Genomic DNA, 14,139 nt, shown 5'->3' on the forward strand with positions numbered 1-14,139 from the left:
GTCTGGCCGCCCGTCACCATCGACGGCCGCCGGTACGTGGACGGCGGCATCCGCTCCTCCGTCAACGCCGACCTCGCGTCCGGCTACCGGCGCGTGGTCATCCTCGCCCCGCTCCCGCTCGGCGCGGGCAAGCTGCCCTCCCCGCTCCAGCAGGCCGGACGGCTGCGGGCCGAGGGGGCGCGGGTGCTGCTGATCACCCCGTCCCCGGAGGCCCGCAGGGCCTTCGGCCGCAACGTGCTCGACCCCGCCCGGCGGGCCCCCGCGGCGCGGGCGGGGCTGGCCCAGGCCGCCGCGCACGTGGCGGAGGCGGCCGCCGTCTGGTCGGCGGCCTGAGCGGGCCGGGCGCCGGGGCGGCGGGCCCGACAATGGTGGGGTGAGCGACGAACAGATCCCGGTGATCCGGGAAGTGGGCCAGGGCACCGCCAAGCTGATGCCGGACGTTGACCGGGAGCGGGCCTGGCTGCTCACCGTGGACGGGGCCCCGCAGTCCTACGTGGACCTCGACGAGCCCGGGCACCTGGAGTTCGAGTACGTACGCCGCCTCGCGCACGTCCTGGACTGCGCGGCCGAACCGGGGGCGGCCCTGGACCTGCTGCACCTGGGCGGCGGCGCGCTGACCCTGCCCCGGTACGCCGCCGAGGCCCGGCCGGGCTCCCGGCAGACCGTGGTCGAGTTCGACGCGGCCCTGGTGGAGCTGGTGGCCGAGCACCTGCCGCTGGCCGCCGGGGCGCGGGTGGAGGTGCACGCCGCCGACGCCCGGGCCTGGCTGGAGAGGGCCCCGGAGGCGAGTGCGGACGTCCTGGTCGCCGACGTGTTCGGGGGTTCGCGGGTGCCGGCGCAGCTGACCTCGGTGGAGTACGCGCGGCAGGCGGCCCGGGTGCTGCGGCCCGGCGGGCTCTACGCGGCGAACCTGGCCGACGGGGCGCCGTTCGGCTTCCTGAAGGCGCAGCTGGCCAACTTCGCCGCCGCGTTCGGGGAGCTCGCGCTGATCGCCGAGCCGGGGGTGCTGCGCGGGCGGCGCTTCGGCAACGCGGTGCTGCTGGCGTCCGACGCGCCGCTGCCGGTGGCCGCGCTGGCCCGGCGGTGCGCCGGGGACGCGTTTCCCGCGCGGGTGGAGTCGGGGGAGGGGCTCGTGCGGTTCATGCGGGGGGCCCGGGTGGTGGCGGACGCCGACGCCGTCGCCTCGCCGGAGCCGCCGGAGGGGGCGTTCAGCCTGGGGTGACGGTTTCCCCCGGCTCCGCCCGGACCCCGCCCCTCACACGCCGGCGAGGCTGGAGTCGGCCGCCGTGGACTTCTCGGGGACCGGCCTGCGGGTGATGTGGCGGACCTGGGGGACCAGGAGGACCAGGGCCGTGGGGACGATCACCAGGGCCGCGCAGCCCCAGAGGGCGGGGGTGCGGCCGAAGACGCTCTCGGCCGGGCCGGCCAGGGCGGTGGCCAGGGGCAGCATGGACACCGAGCCGAACCAGTCGTAGGCGGAGACCCGGGAGAACTTCTCCTCCGGGATCTCCTGGTGCATGGTCGTCATCCAGTTCACGCCGAACACCTCGATGGCGGCGCCGCTGACGAACATCACCGCGCACAGCCCCCAGGTGGGCAGCGGGACCGCGAGTCCCGCCGAGGGCAGGGCCAGCGGGAACACGCACAGGGTGCCGACCAGCAGCAGCCGGCGCGGTTTCCACAGCATCATCAGGACGGCCCCGGCGATGGTGCCCACGCCGAAGAAGGCCAGGGCCATGCCCCAGGGGGCCGGCCCGCCCAGCCGGTCGCGGGCGACGAGGGGCCCGTACACCGCCTCGGCGGCTCCGACGACGGCGACGACGACGGAGAACTGGAGCACGATGCTCCACAGCCAGGGCCGGGTGCGGAACTCCACCCAGCCCTCGCGGAGGTCGGCCAGCAGGCCCCCGCCGGGCGCCCGTTCGGTGGTGGGGCCGACGTCGAGGAAGGCCCGCAGGGCGCCCGCGACCGCGAAGGCGGCCGCGTCGACGGCCAGCACCCAGCCGGGGCCGATGGCGGCGATCAGGGCGCCGCCGAGGGCCGCGCCGCCGATGCCCGCGCCGTTCATGGCCATCCGGAAGAGCGCGAAGGCCCGGTTGGAGTGCTCGCCCGAGACGCTGGAGAGCAGCATGCCCTCGGCGGCTGGGTTGAAGAAGGCGGTGCCGGTGCCGCAGAGCGCGGTGAGCAGCATCATCTGCCACAGCCGGGGCTCGCCGGTGAGGACCAGCACGGCGAAGACGGCCTGCGAGACGCAGTTGAGGGCGTTGGCCGCGACCATCACGCGGTGGCGCGGGAGCCGGTCGGCGAGGGCGCCGCCCACGAGCAGGAAGAGGACGAGGGGCAGCGTACGGGCGGCCGCGACGAGGCCGACGTCGCCGCCGGAGCCGCCCGCCTCCATGACGGCGAAGGCGGAGGCGATGAGTGCCCCGTGGCTGCCGAGGTTCGTCACGACGGCGGCGCCGGTCAGGAGGGTGTAGTTGCGGCCCGCCCAGGAGGGGAGGCGGCGTGAGGCGGCGGAGGCGGTGGGGGGAGAGCTCACCCGGGGACTATCCCCGTCCCGGGCCGAGAATCCAAACGAATAAGCGGAAAACGGATAATCGGCCCGGGAGGGGGTGTCGCTGGACGGGTGTCGCCGGAGGTCAGTTGGCGACGAGGCGGACCGAGCTCATGATCTTCTCCTCGGTGGCCTGGTCGACCTCTCCGGGGACCCCTGCGGCGGCCCACATGACCCAGCTGGCGAAGTCACCCTTGGAGTTGCGGAAGCTGAAGGCGATGCTCTTGCCGTCCGAGGAGCACTTGTTCTCCTTGGGGACGTCGCTCACGGTCGCCGTCGCGTAGTGCCCCTTGAGGCCGGAGAGGGTCGTGAACTCCTTGGACTCGGAGATCTTGACCCGGTCCTCGGGCAGCTTCTGCGAGTAGGCGGCGAACACCCAGGTGCCCGCCTCGCTGTGCGCGGCGGAGGCGGTGTCCTTCGCGCCCTGGCCGCCCTTGGTGCCGGTACCGGCCAGCCCGGTGCTCTCCTCCTTGCCGTCCTTGTTGGAGTCCACTTTGCACCAGTCCTCCTTGAGGAAGGCGGGTGCCGAGAAGGTGACGAGGGGGGAGCCGTCGCCCTTCTTCGAGTCCTCGAAACCGGAGATCACGCCGGAGCTCGCCACGTTCCACTCCGGCGGGACGTCGAAGGCGGTGCCGTGCTTCGGGTTGATGACCACCTTCCAGCCCGGGATGACGGGCTTCACGTCGCCGCCGCCGCGCGGGTTGCCGCTCGGGGCGGGCGGCGCGGCGGAGGTGGCGGGGGCGGAGGAGGAGGCGGCCGGCGGCTTGTCGCTCGCCTGGTTGCTCCCCTTGTCGTCCCGGGTCAGCACGAAGGCCGCGGTGACGGCCGCCGTCACGACGACCGCCGAGGCCGCCACGATGGCCACCGTCTTCGTCGCGAACGGGCTCCCGCCGGACGGCGGCTGGGCGGGGGGCTGCTGCGGGCCGGTCTGGCCCCACGGCTGGACCGGCGGCGGGGTCTGGTAACCGCCCGCCTGCGGGTAGCCGTAGCCGGGCTGCTGCTGACCGAATCCCGGCTGGGGCTGCTGCTGGTACGGGTTCGGCTGTCCCGGCTGCTGCTGGTACGGGTTCTGTTGCGCGTCCTGGGGGCCCTGCTGTCCCCCGGGCGGCTGCTGCTGTCCTGGCCACATGGCCGGTAACCATAGTGGGAGAGGCCTGCGGGAGCCACGTCCGCCCCCTCGCGGACTCTGGCCAAGTTCATCTACTCGTGGGTAACATCGCGTGCCATGAGCGCAGAACAGATGAACGTGGGCGAACTGCTCGCCCAGACCGTGCCGATGGCCCGCACCCTCAACCTCCAGTTCCTGGAGACCACTGCGGAGCGCGCCGTCGTCCGCCTCCCGGACCAGCCCGACTTCCACAACCACGTCGGCGGCCCGCACGCCGGCGCGATGTTCACCCTGGCCGAGTCCGCCAGCGGCGCGATCGTCCTGGCCGCCTTCGGCGACCAGCTCTCGCGCGCGGTGCCGCTGGCCGTGAAGGCCGAGATCGGCTACAAGAAGCTCGCCAAGGGCGTCGTGACGGCCACCGCCACCCTCGGCCGCCCGGCCTCCGAGGTCGTCGCCGAGCTCGAAGCCGGCGGCCGCCCCGAGTTCCCCGTCACCATCGCCATCCAGCGCGAGGACGAGGCCGTGACGGGCGAGATGACGGTCGTCTGGACCCTGCGCCCCAACGCCTGACACCGACGGCCCGGCGGCCCGCGGCCGGCCGCGGGGTCCGGGCCGGCGGAAGGTGTTCGCCGGCCGTTCGCCCCGGGGAACCCGTGCTGCGGGCCAGGGCCGTCACGGGGAGCGGATAGGCTGCTCGTTCGGCGTGTCCCCGGGGCGGCGCGCCGGTGACGACGAGGGAGGGCGAACCGGTGCACGTCCAGGAATGGCTGGAGACGATTCCGGCGATCAGTGTCTATCTCCTGGTGGGTCTGGTCATCGGACTGGAGAGTCTGGGAATCCCGCTGCCGGGGGAGATCATCCTCGTGAGCGCGGCCCTGCTGGCCTCGCAGCAGGGGCACATCGACCCCGTGGTCCTGGGCCTCTGCGCGATCGCGGGCGCGATCGTCGGCGACTCCATCGGGTACGCGATCGGGCGCCGCGGCGGCAAGCCGCTGCTGGAGCGGCTGGGCCGGCGGTTCCCGAAGCACTTCGGGCCGGACCAGGTGGCCGTCGCGGAGCGGTCGTTCGACCGGTGGGGCATGTGGGCCGTCTTCTTCGGCCGGTTCGTGGCCCTGCTGAGGATCTTCGCCGGGCCGCTCGCGGGCGTGCTGCGCATGCCGTACTGGCGGTTCCTGATCGCCAACGTGCTCGGCGGCGTCCTGTGGGCCGGCGGCACCACCGCGGTCATCTACACGGTCGGCATCGTCGCGGAGCCGTGGCTGAAGCGGTTCTCCTGGCTGGCCCTGGTGGCGGCCCTGCTCCTCGGGCTGGCCGTGACCCTGGTGGTGCGCGCCCGCATGAAGAAGGCGGCGGCCGCCGCCCGCGAGGAGGCGGCCGAGCGGGTGACCGCCCCGGCCGGCGCCGCGGACTGACGCCCCGCCCCCGGGGCACTCGCCCCGGGGGCCTGCGGGTTCAGGACCCGGGGGTGACCGAGGCGCGGTGCTGGCGCGCCAGCTCCGTGTACATCGCGGCGTTCACCTTGATGTGCTCGCGCTCCTCCGCGGTGAGCTCCCGGCGCACCTTGGCGGGAACGCCCGCGACCAGGGAGCCGGGCGGGACCACCATGCCCTGCGGGACCAGCGCCTGCGCGGCCACCAGCGAACCGGCGCCGATCACGGCCCCGTTCAGCACGGTCGCGCCCATCCCGATCAGGCAGTCGTCCTCCACCGTGCAGCCGTGCACGACGGCGTTGTGGCCGATGGAGACCCGCTCGCCGACGGACACCGGGAAGCCCGGGTCCACGTGCAGGGTGCAGTTGTCCTGGACGTTGCTGTCGGCGCCGAGCGTGATCGGGCCGCAGTCGCCGCGCAGCACCGCCGAGTACCAGACGCTGGCGCCCGCGCCCAGGGTGACGTCGCCGACCACGACCGAGGTCGGGGCGGTGAAGGCCGTCGGGTCCACGGACGGCCGCCGGTCGCCCACGGCCGCGATGAGAGCGCCCTGGCCGGTCTGGCCCGGGTCGCCGGTCTGGTTCGTCATGATCGTTTCCCTCTGTTTCCGGATGCCGCGCTACCCGCACCGTAGGGCACGGGCCGCCCCCGGGCCGCGATGGGGTGAAGATCACAGGAACGCGGTCCGGACGCGCGGCGCGGGGCCCACTACCGTGGCCGGGTGCCGAAGAACCAGAACACGTTCTCATCCCTGGCGGACCTGCGCCGCAGCGTCGCCAGCCGCGCGGTCCACGCGGGCTGGCGCTGGATGCAGCGGGCCGGCGCGGTCACCGCGCAGAACCCGGGGCGGCTGCGCTTCGGCGCCATCGGCGACGGCACCCGGCTCGCCTTCCCCCAGGGCACCGTCTTCGGCGAGCCCTGGATCCGCATGGGCGGGCACTGCATCATCGCCGAGCAGGTCACCCTGACCGCCGGGATGATGCCCGACCTCGACCTCGGCCCCGATCCCGTACTGGTCCTGGGCAACGGCGTGGTCCTGGGCCGGGGCAGCCACGTCATCGCCGACGCCCGCATCAGCATCGGCGACGACACCTTCTGCGGCCCCGGCGTCTACATCACCTCCACCAACCACAGCTACGACGACCCGCACGAGCCCGTCGGCCGTCAGTGGCCCCGCAGCGCCCCGGTGGAGATCGGTCCGGGCTGCTGGCTGGGCACGGGGGCGGTGATCCTCCCCGGGGCGAAGCTGGGCCGCAACGTCGTGGTGGCCGCGGGGGCCGTCGTACGGGGCGAGGTGCCCGACCACTCCGTGGTGGCGGGGGCGCCGGCCAAGGTCGTGCGCCGCTGGGAGCCGGAGACGGGCTGGCAGCCGCCGCTGCGCACCCCGGCGCCGAGGCCGATCCCCGACGGGGTGACCTCGGAGCAGCTGCGGGGGCTGGCCGGGCTGGCGGAGGCGGAGCAGGAGTCCGTCTAGGCCGTGTCGTGGGGATCGGGCCCCGCCCCCAAGAAGGCGGCCTAGCCCGCCGCGAGGAGGACCGTGCCCGCCAGAGCCAGGCCGGCGCCGGCCGCCTGGACGCCGCGCAGGCGCTCCTTGAGCACGGCGAAGGCGGCGAGGGCGGTGATCACGGGGTAGAGCGAGGAGAGTACGGCGGCCACCGTGACGGGGCCGTTCTGCGCGGCGATGGAGTAGGTGCCGTTGGCCGCGACGTCAGCGAGGCCCACGAAGGCCAGCGCGGGCAGCAGCCCCCACAGGATCCGCGGGCCGGCGCCCTCCGGCAGCGCGGGGATCCCGCGCCGGGTCCGCGCCCACAGCGCGGCCCCGCCGACGGCCACGTTGGTGACCCGCTGGACGAGGAGGGCGAGGAACAGTCCGGTGACGGTGGCGGAGGCCTGGGAGATCAGGGCCATCACCGCCCCGAAGCCGAAGGCCGCGACCAGGGTCAGGACCACCGCCTGCCGCTGCACGGGCGCGCCGCGCAGCTCGGGGCCGCCCGCGAGGACGATGCCGGCGACGGCCACCGCGATGCCCGCGAACTGGCCCGGCCCGGGCCGCTCGCCCAGCAGCAGCCCCACGCCGACCGGCACGACCACGCCGACGGAGCCCAGCGGCGAGACCACGCCCATCGGGCCCAGGGCCAGCGCCTTGTAGAAGCTGAGCATCGCCGCCGGGCCGACCAGCCCCGCCGCCACCGCGAACCACAGCTGCGGACCGGCCTCGTGCCAGGCGTCCGTGGCGAGGACCACGGAGCCGAGCACGAGGACCGCGGCGACCTGCGAGACCACGACCACCGTGAGCGCCGGCAGGCGCCGGGTCAGCAGCCCGCCGCCGAAGTCGGCGAGGCCCCACAGCACGGCTGTGGCCAAGGCGAAGAGGGCGGTCATGGCAGGACCTCGCAGTACAGTGCGGTGAACGGTGGAGTGCAGCATCGAATACACCGCAGGTTAGTTCAGTCTGTTGAACTGTGTCATCCAAAATATTGGACGGAATGGTGTCGGATCTCGAACAGCTCACCCAGGCGCTCGCCCGCAACCTCAAGCGGTGGCGCGGTGAGCGCGGCTTCACCCTGGACGCGCTCGCCGCCCGCGCGGGGGTCAGCCGCGGCATGATCATCCAGATCGAGCAGGCCCGTACGAACCCGAGCGTGGGCACCACGGTCAAACTGGCCGACGCGCTCGGTGTGAGCATCACCACCCTGCTGGACCACGACCGAAGCCCGCAGGTGCGCGTGGTGCTGCCGGGGCAGGGGGTGCGGATGTGGTCGAGCGCCCCGGGCAGCGAGGCGCGCATGCTGCTCGGCGACGACCGGCGCGGGCCCGTGGAGATGTGGACCTACCGGCTGGAGCCCGGCGACGGCACGGCCTCCGACCCGCACCCGGCGGGGACCTTCGAGATGCTCCACGTCACGGCCGGGGAGCTGACGCTGGAGATCGCCGACGACCGGCACCTGGTCCCGGCGGGCGGGGCCGTCTCCTTCGAGGCGAACGTCCCGCACGCCTACCGCAACGAGGGCGCGGAGGCGATGGAGATGACGATGGCCGTGTCCATCCCGCCCGTACGGGGGGCCGAGGCCCCCCGCTGACGGGCGCCGGGCGACTACCGCAGGGCGGGGATCTCGATGGCGGGGCAGCGGTCCATGACCATCTCCAGCCCCGCCCCGCGGGTCCGGGCGAAGGCCGCCTCGTCGACCACGTTCAGCTGGAACCAGACGGCCTCGGCACCGGCGGCGACCGCCTCGTCCGCGACCTCGCCGGCCAGGGCGCTGTTCACGAACACGTCCACCACGTCCACCTTGAACGGGATCGCCTCCAGCGAGGGGTAGCCCTGCTCGCCGTGCACCGTCTCCGCCTTCGGGTGGACGGGCACCACGCGCTTGCCGAACCGCTGGAGCACCCTGGCCACCCCGTAGGCCGCCCGGTCCTCGTTGTTCGACAGGCCGACCACGGCCCAGGTGTCGCCGAGTTCGGTGAGGATCCTGCGGATGGTCTCCTGGTCGCCGTACACGTGTGCCGCCTCCTGCTGCTGCCTGGTCCGCCGGGTGCTTCCGCCGCAACAACGCGGAGGACGCCTGTCCGATTCCCCGTAGACTCCCCGGCGCTCCCCCTGCGGGCCGGGACCGCTTCCGGCCACGGCTTAGGGTGGAACGGTGAAGGCAGACCAGTACGTGACGGTGGCCCGCGAGGGGTCGCACGAGTCAGAGATCAACCGCTCGCGCTTCCTGTGCTCGCTCGCGCCCGCGGCGACCGAGCGGGAGGCGCAGGAGTTCATCGCGCGCGTCCGCCGCGAGCACCCCACCGCCACGCACAACTGCTTCGCCTACGTGATCGGCGCCGACGCCTCCGTCCAGAAGGCCAGCGACGACGGGGAGCCGGGCGGCACCGCCGGCGTGCCCATGCTCCAGATGCTGACCCGGCGCGACATCCGCTACGCCGTCGCCGTCGTCACCCGCTACTACGGCGGCGTGAAGCTCGGCGCCGGCGGACTGATCCGCGCCTACGGAGGCGTCGTCGGCGAGGCCCTCGACGCGCTCGGCACCGTCACCCGCCACCGCTACCGGCTGGCCACCGTCACCGTCGACCACCAGCGGGCCGGCAAGACGCAGAACGACCTGCGCTCCACCGGCCGCGCCGTCCTGGACGTGCGCTACGGGGAGGACGTCGCCATCGAGATCGGCATCCCCGAGGCGGACGTGGACTCCTTCCGGGCCTGGCTCAACGACGTCACCGCCGGAACCGCCGGGTTCGAGCTCGGCGGAGAGGCCTACGGCGAGGGCTGAGCCCCGCCCCCGGCGGCCGACGGGTTACCGTGGAAGGCCGGCACGCGGCGCTGAAGGCGCTGAAGGCGCGGAGTCACGGGGTCACGGAGTCACGGAGGAGAGCGGGCGTGCGGGTCGGAGCGGTCGAGTGAAGTTCCTGCACACCTCCGACTGGCACCTGGGCCGGTCCTTCCACCGCGTCAACCTGCTCGGGGCCCAGACCGCATTCGTCGACCACCTCGTCGACACCGTGCGCGAACACGGGGTCGACGCCGTCCTCGTCGCCGGCGACGTCTACGACCGGGCCGTGCCCCCGCTGCCCGCCGTCGAGCTCTACGACCGGGCGCTGCACCGGCTCGCCGACCTCGGCGTGCCCACCGTGATGATCTCCGGGAACCACGACTCCGCCCGCCGCCTCGGCGTCGGCGCCGGGCTCATCGGCCGGGCCGGGATCCACCTCAGGACCGACCCGGCCGGCTGCGCCGACCCCGTGGTGCTGGCCGACGCCCACGGCGACGTGGCCCTCTACGGGCTGCCCTACCTGGAACCGGCCCTGGTCAAGGACGAGTTCGCGGCGGAGAAGGTCAGCCACGAGGCCGTCCTCGGCGCGGCCATGGACCGCATCCGCGCCGACCTCGCCGGCCGCCCCGAGGGCACCCGCTCGGTCGTCCTCGCGCACGCCTTCGTCACCGGCGGGCAGGCCAGCGACAGCGAACGCGACATCGCCGTCGGCGGGGTCGAGGCCGTACCCGCCTCCGTCTTCGACGGCGTGGACTACGCGGCCCTCGGCCACCTCCACGGCTGTCAGACGATCAACGAACGGGTCCGCTACTCCGGTTCCCCGCTCGCCTACTCCTTCTCCGAGGCCGACCACCGCAAGACCATGTGGCTGGTCGAACTCGGCCCGGCAGGGGAGATCACCGCCGAGCGGCTCGACACCCCCGTCCCCCGGCCCCTCGCCCGGCTGCGCGGCCGCCTGGAGGACCTCCTCGACGACCCCGCGCTCGGCGGACGCGAGGACAGCTGGATCGAGGCCGTCCTCACCGACCCCGTCCGCCCCCAGGACCCCATGGCCCGGCTCACCGCCCGCTTCCCCCACACCCTCAGCCTCGCCTTCGAACCCGAGGGCCGCGAGGAGGAGGACGCCGCCTCCTACGCCCAGCGCCTGCGCGGCCGCAGCGACCAGGAGATCGCCGAGGACTTCGTCGCCCACGTCCGCGTCGGCGCCGCCGCCGACGACGCCGAACGGGCCGTCCTGCGCGGCGCCTTCGACGAGGTCCGCGTCCGGGCCGCGTCCTTCGAGGACGGCCGTCAGGAGAACACCCGATGAGGCTGCACCGGCTGCGCGTCACCGCCTTCGGCCCCTTCGCCGCACCCCAGGACATCGACTTCGACGCCCTGTCGGGCGCCGGGATCTTCCTGCTGCACGGCCCCACCGGCGCCGGCAAGACCTCCGTGCTCGACGCCGTCTGCTACGCCCTCTACGGCTCCGTCCCCGGCTCCCGCCAGGCCCCCGGCACCACCCTGCGCAGCGACCACGCCGCCCCCGACACCCCGACCGAGGTCACCCTCGAACTCACCGCCGGCGGCCGCCGCCTGGAGATCACCCGGCGACCCGAACAGGACCGGCCCAAGAAGCGCGGCACCGGCACCACCAAGGACAAGGCCCAGTCCTGGCTCCGCGAGCACACCGCCGACGGCTGGAGCGCCCTCAGCCGCTCCCACCAGGAGATCGGCGAGGAGATCGAACAGCTCCTCGGCATGAGCCGCGAGCAGTTCTGCCAGGTGGTCCTCCTCCCGCAGGGCGAGTTCGCCCAGTTCCTGCGCGCCGGCGCCGAGGCCCGCGGCCGGCTCCTCGGCCGGCTCTTCGACACCCGCCGCTTCGCCGCCGTCGAGACCCTGCTCGCCGAACGCCGCCGGGCCGCCGAGGCCAAGGTGCGGACCGGCGACGAGAAGGTCCTCGCCGCCGCCCAGCGCCTCGCCCAGGCCGCCGGCCACAGCGCCGACCTGTCGGCCTGGCCGCTCCCCGCCCACCAGCCCGGCGACCCCGGCCTCGCCGACGCCGTCCGCGCCTGGGCGGCCGTCGCCCGCTGCTCCGCCCGCGAGCGGCTCACCGTCGCCGAGTACGCCCTGGCCGCCGCCGAGGGGCGGCACGCCGCGGCCCGGCGCGCCGCCGACGAGGCCCGGGAGCTCGACCGGCTCCAGCACCGCCACGCCGAGACCGCCCGCCGGGCCGACCTGCTGGCGCAGGCCGCACCGGAGCGCGAACGGGTGCGCGAGCTGCTGGACCGGGCCCGCCGGGGCGCCCTCGTGGCCCCCGCCCTGGAGCTGCGCGGGGCCGCGGCCGCCGCCCACCTCACCGCCGCGCACGCCGAGACCCTCGCCCGGGCGGAGCTGCCCCCGGCCCTCGCCGGAGCCGGCACCGAGCAGCTCGGCGCCGTCGAGCAGCGGCTGCGCGAGGACCTCGGCGCGGCCGGCGCCGCCCAGCGGGCGGAACAGCGCAGCGCCGAGATCGGCCGCGAGCGCGCCACGCTGGAGCGCGAGTCCCGCGACGCCGACGAGCAGCACCAGGAGTCCGCCGAGTGGCTGGCCCGCTGGGAGGCCACCCGGACCGCCCTCCAGGAGCGGGTCGACGCCGCCCAGCAGTCCCTCACCCTCGCCGAACAGCTCGCCGCCCGGCTGGAGCCCGCCCGGGCCCAGCTGGCCGCCGCCCGGCGCCGCGACGGCCTCGCCGCCGACGCCGGAGCCGCCGCCGGCGAGCTGGACTCCGTACGCGAGGAGTCGTACGCCGCCAAGGAGCGCTGGCTGGAGCTGAAGGAGACCCGGCTGCGCGGGATCGCCGCCGAGCTGGCCGCGGCCCTGGCCGACGGGGAGCCCTGCACGGTGTGCGGTTCGCCGGAGCACCCCGCGCCGGCCCGGCCCGCCCCCGGGCACGTGGACCGGGCCGCCGAGGACGCCGCCCACGCCCGCTTCGAGCAGGCCGAGGAGCGCCGGGCCGCCGTCGAGCGCCGGCTCGCCGTCGTCCGGGAGGCCGAGGCCGAGGCCGCCGGCGCCGCCGGTGACGCCACCACCGCCGAACTCCTCGCCCTCACCGCCGACCTGAGCGCCCGCCACGCCGCCGCCCACGCCGACGCCGCCGGACTCCACACCGCCCGCGAACGCCTCGCCCGCGCCGAGCGCGAGCACGACGCGCGCAGCTCCGACCGGCTCGAAGCCGAGCGCCGGGCCGCCGCCCGGGCCTCCCGCCGCGAGGCCCTCGACGAGGAGCAGGCCGCCCTCGAAGCCGAACTCGTCCTCGTACGGGGCGACTCGCCCAGCGTCGCGGCACGCGCCCGCACCCTGGAGGACCGCATCCGGATGGTCACCACGGCCGCCGCCGCGCTGCGCCGGGCCGAGACCACCGCCGCCCGGCTGAAGGAGGCCGACGACCAGCTCGCCGACGCCGCCTTCAAGGCCGGCTTCGACACCACCGACGCGGCCGCCGACGCCGTCCTCCCCGAGTACGAGCGCACCGCCCTCCAGCACCGCACGGACGCCTGGCAGGCCGAGGAGGCCATGCTCGCCGACCGCCGCGCCGAGGCCGACACCGCCGCGGCCGCCGCCCTGCCCCCGGCCGACCCGGCCGCCGCCGAGGCCGCCCGGGAACGGGCCGCCGCCCGGCTGCGCGCCGCCGGCTCGGCCGTGGACGCCGCCCGGTTCCGCTGCGCCGAGCTCGACCGGCTGTCCCGGCAGGCGGAGCACGAGCTGCGCGCCCTGGGCCCGCTGCGCGAGGCGTACGAGCGGGTGGCCCGCCTGGCCGGGCTCACCGCCGGCACCTCCGCCGACAACGAGCGCAAGATGCGGCTGGAGTCGTACGTCCTGGCCGCCCGGCTGGAACAGGTCGCCGCCGCCGCGACCGTACGCCTGCTGCGCATGTCCGGAGGCCGCTACACCCTCGTCCACTCCGACGCCCGGGCGAGCGGACGCGGCCGCTCCGGTCTCGGGCTGCACGTGGTCGACGCCTGGACCGGCAGCGAGCGGGACACCGCCACCCTCTCCGGCGGCGAGACCTTCTTCGCCTCGCTCGCCCTCGCCCTGGGCCTGGCCGACGTGGTCACCGACGAGGCGGGCGGCATGCGGCTGGACACCCTCTTCATCGACGAGGGCTTCGGCAGCCTCGACGACCAGGCGCTGGACGAGGTCCTCGACGTCCTCGACTCGCTGCGCGAACGCGACCGCAGCGTGGGCATCGTCAGCCACGTCGGCGACCTGCGCACCCGGGTCCAGGCCCAGTTGGAGATCGTCAAGCAGCGCGGCGGCTCGGTGGTGCGCCACCGCACCGCGGGGGTCACGGACTGAGCGGCCGCCGGGACAGCGGGGACGAGTACACGATGCTGGTGGTCACCGGCCCCAGCCCGGCGATCCGGCCGGTGACCTCCTCCAGGTGCCCCATGGAGCGGGCCGCCACCTTCAGGACGAAGCAGTCGTCGCCCGTGACGTGGTGGGCCTCCAGGATCTCGGGGGTCGCCTCCAGGAAGTCGTGGAACGGCTTGTAATTGCCGTGGGGGTAGCGCAGCCGCACCAGCGCCATGATCGCCTTGCCGAGCTTCTCGTGGTCGACGACCGCGGTGTAGCCGGTGATGATCCCGGCCTCCTCCAGGCGGCGGACCCGTTCGGTGACGGCGCTCGCCGACATCGAGACGGCGCGGGCGAGTTCGGTGTAGCTGGCTCGGCCGTCCTGCTGGAGGACGGCCAGGATGCGCCAGTCGGTGGCGTCGGGGGAATAGCCGGTCATCCCGCAGGTCTAGCAGGGGA

14 protein-coding genes and 1 pseudogene are annotated in these 14,139 nt (G+C 75.0%); 9 read left to right on the forward strand and 6 right to left on the reverse strand.

The features are described 5' to 3' along the window. Positions 1 to 333, forward strand: a pseudogene (locus AB0O29_RS23470) (patatin-like phospholipase family protein); the annotation flags it as partial. 97 nt (positions 334 to 430) lie between these two features. Next, the gene (locus tag AB0O29_RS23475) at positions 431 to 1,222 is read left to right on the forward strand and encodes a fused MFS/spermidine synthase (protein ID WP_365154368.1); all 792 of its coding nucleotides are present in this window, start codon (positions 431 to 433) and stop codon (positions 1,220 to 1,222) included. 33 nt (positions 1,223 to 1,255) lie between these two features. Here the strand turns inward: AB0O29_RS23475 and AB0O29_RS23480 are convergent, their stop codons facing one another. Together AB0O29_RS23480 and AB0O29_RS23485 are read right to left on the reverse strand one after the other, a co-directional pair. After that, entirely contained in the window at positions 1,256 to 2,539 is a 1,284-nt protein-coding gene (locus AB0O29_RS23480) for an MFS transporter (protein ID WP_365154322.1), read from the reverse strand. Between the two features lie 100 nt (positions 2,540 to 2,639). Further along, a complete protein-coding gene (locus AB0O29_RS23485) occupies positions 2,640 to 3,683 on the reverse strand; it encodes a hypothetical protein (RefSeq protein WP_365154324.1) in 1,044 nt (347 codons plus the stop codon). A gap of 96 nt (positions 3,684 to 3,779) precedes the next feature. Here AB0O29_RS23485 and AB0O29_RS23490 point away from each other — a divergent pair, with 96 nt between their 5' ends. Beyond that, entirely contained in the window at positions 3,780 to 4,232 is a 453-nt protein-coding gene (locus AB0O29_RS23490; RefSeq protein WP_365154326.1) for a DUF4442 domain-containing protein, read from the forward strand. 179 nt (positions 4,233 to 4,411) lie between these two features. After that, the gene (locus AB0O29_RS23495; protein ID WP_365154327.1) at positions 4,412 to 5,074 is read left to right on the forward strand and encodes a DedA family protein; all 663 of its coding nucleotides are present in this window, start codon (positions 4,412 to 4,414) and stop codon (positions 5,072 to 5,074) included. A 40-nt stretch (positions 5,075 to 5,114) separates the two neighbouring features. Here the strand turns inward: AB0O29_RS23495 and AB0O29_RS23500 are convergent, their stop codons facing one another. Further along, on the reverse strand, positions 5,115 to 5,681 hold the full coding sequence (locus AB0O29_RS23500) for a gamma carbonic anhydrase family protein (protein ID WP_365154329.1): 567 nt from the start codon (positions 5,679 to 5,681) through the stop codon (positions 5,115 to 5,117). Between the two features lie 132 nt (positions 5,682 to 5,813). Here AB0O29_RS23500 and AB0O29_RS23505 point away from each other — a divergent pair, with 132 nt between their 5' ends. Then, on the forward strand, positions 5,814 to 6,566 hold the full coding sequence (locus AB0O29_RS23505; RefSeq protein WP_365154331.1) for an acyltransferase: 753 nt from the start codon (positions 5,814 to 5,816) through the stop codon (positions 6,564 to 6,566). Between the two features lie 41 nt (positions 6,567 to 6,607). On the opposite strand, the gene AB0O29_RS23510 is transcribed toward AB0O29_RS23505, so the two are convergent. After that, positions 6,608 to 7,474 (reverse strand): DMT family transporter, encoded by an 867-nt coding sequence (locus AB0O29_RS23510; RefSeq protein ID WP_365154333.1) that lies wholly within the window; start codon positions 7,472 to 7,474, stop codon positions 6,608 to 6,610. Positions 7,475 to 7,581: 107 nt separating this feature from the next. Here AB0O29_RS23510 and AB0O29_RS23515 point away from each other — a divergent pair, with 107 nt between their 5' ends. Then, a complete protein-coding gene (locus tag AB0O29_RS23515) occupies positions 7,582 to 8,172 on the forward strand; it encodes an XRE family transcriptional regulator (protein WP_365154370.1) in 591 nt (196 codons plus the stop codon). A 14-nt stretch (positions 8,173 to 8,186) separates the two neighbouring features. Here the strand turns inward: AB0O29_RS23515 and AB0O29_RS23520 are convergent, their stop codons facing one another. Continuing rightward, positions 8,187 to 8,594, reverse strand: a complete 408-nt coding sequence (locus tag AB0O29_RS23520; protein ID WP_365154335.1) for a CoA-binding protein — start codon at positions 8,592 to 8,594, stop codon at positions 8,187 to 8,189. A gap of 142 nt (positions 8,595 to 8,736) precedes the next feature. On the opposite strand from AB0O29_RS23520, the gene AB0O29_RS23525 reads away from it, so the two are divergent. The 3 genes from AB0O29_RS23525 (at position 8,737) to AB0O29_RS23535 (ending at position 13,683) form a co-directional block, all read left to right on the forward strand. Then, a complete protein-coding gene (locus tag AB0O29_RS23525; protein ID WP_365154337.1) occupies positions 8,737 to 9,366 on the forward strand; it encodes a YigZ family protein in 630 nt (209 codons plus the stop codon). A gap of 127 nt (positions 9,367 to 9,493) precedes the next feature. Beyond that, positions 9,494 to 10,675 carry an exonuclease SbcCD subunit D gene (locus AB0O29_RS23530; protein WP_365154339.1) on the forward strand — a complete coding sequence of 394 codons (1,182 nt, stop codon included), beginning with the start codon at positions 9,494 to 9,496 and terminating at the stop codon, positions 10,673 to 10,675. Continuing rightward, entirely contained in the window at positions 10,672 to 13,683 is a 3,012-nt protein-coding gene (locus AB0O29_RS23535) for an SMC family ATPase (protein ID WP_365154341.1), read from the forward strand. Before AB0O29_RS23530 ends, AB0O29_RS23535 begins: the two co-directional genes overlap by 4 nt. Here AB0O29_RS23535 and AB0O29_RS23540 read toward each other — a convergent pair. After that, positions 13,673 to 14,119 (reverse strand): Lrp/AsnC family transcriptional regulator, encoded by a 447-nt coding sequence (locus AB0O29_RS23540; RefSeq protein ID WP_365154342.1) that lies wholly within the window; start codon positions 14,117 to 14,119, stop codon positions 13,673 to 13,675. The genes AB0O29_RS23535 and AB0O29_RS23540 overlap by 11 nt on opposite strands. Positions 14,120 to 14,139: the final 20 nt, after the last annotated feature.

It is taken from the genome of Streptomyces sp. NPDC089915 (genome assembly GCF_040684675.1).
GTDB lineage: Bacteria > Actinomycetota > Actinomycetes > Streptomycetales > Streptomycetaceae > Streptomyces.

Excerpts from the sequence above, each read along its gene's own strand:
- AB0O29_RS23475 (WP_365154368.1), top strand. The coding sequence starts at position 431 with ATGCCGGACGTTGACCGGGAGCGGGCCTGGCTGCTCACCGTGGACGGG.
- AB0O29_RS23485 (WP_365154324.1), bottom strand. The coding sequence starts at position 3,683 with ATGTGGCCAGGACAGCAGCAGCCGCCCGGGGGACAGCAGGGCCCCCAG.
- AB0O29_RS23490 (WP_365154326.1), top strand. The coding sequence starts at position 3,780 with ATGAGCGCAGAACAGATGAACGTGGGCGAACTGCTCGCCCAGACCGTG.
- AB0O29_RS23500 (WP_365154329.1), bottom strand. The coding sequence starts at position 5,681 with ATGACGAACCAGACCGGCGACCCGGGCCAGACCGGCCAGGGCGCTCTC.
- AB0O29_RS23510 (WP_365154333.1), bottom strand. The coding sequence starts at position 7,474 with ATGACCGCCCTCTTCGCCTTGGCCACAGCCGTGCTGTGGGGCCTCGCC.
- AB0O29_RS23535 (WP_365154341.1), top strand. The coding sequence starts at position 10,672 with ATGAGGCTGCACCGGCTGCGCGTCACCGCCTTCGGCCCCTTCGCCGCA.
- AB0O29_RS23540 (WP_365154342.1), bottom strand. The coding sequence starts at position 14,119 with ATGACCGGCTATTCCCCCGACGCCACCGACTGGCGCATCCTGGCCGTC.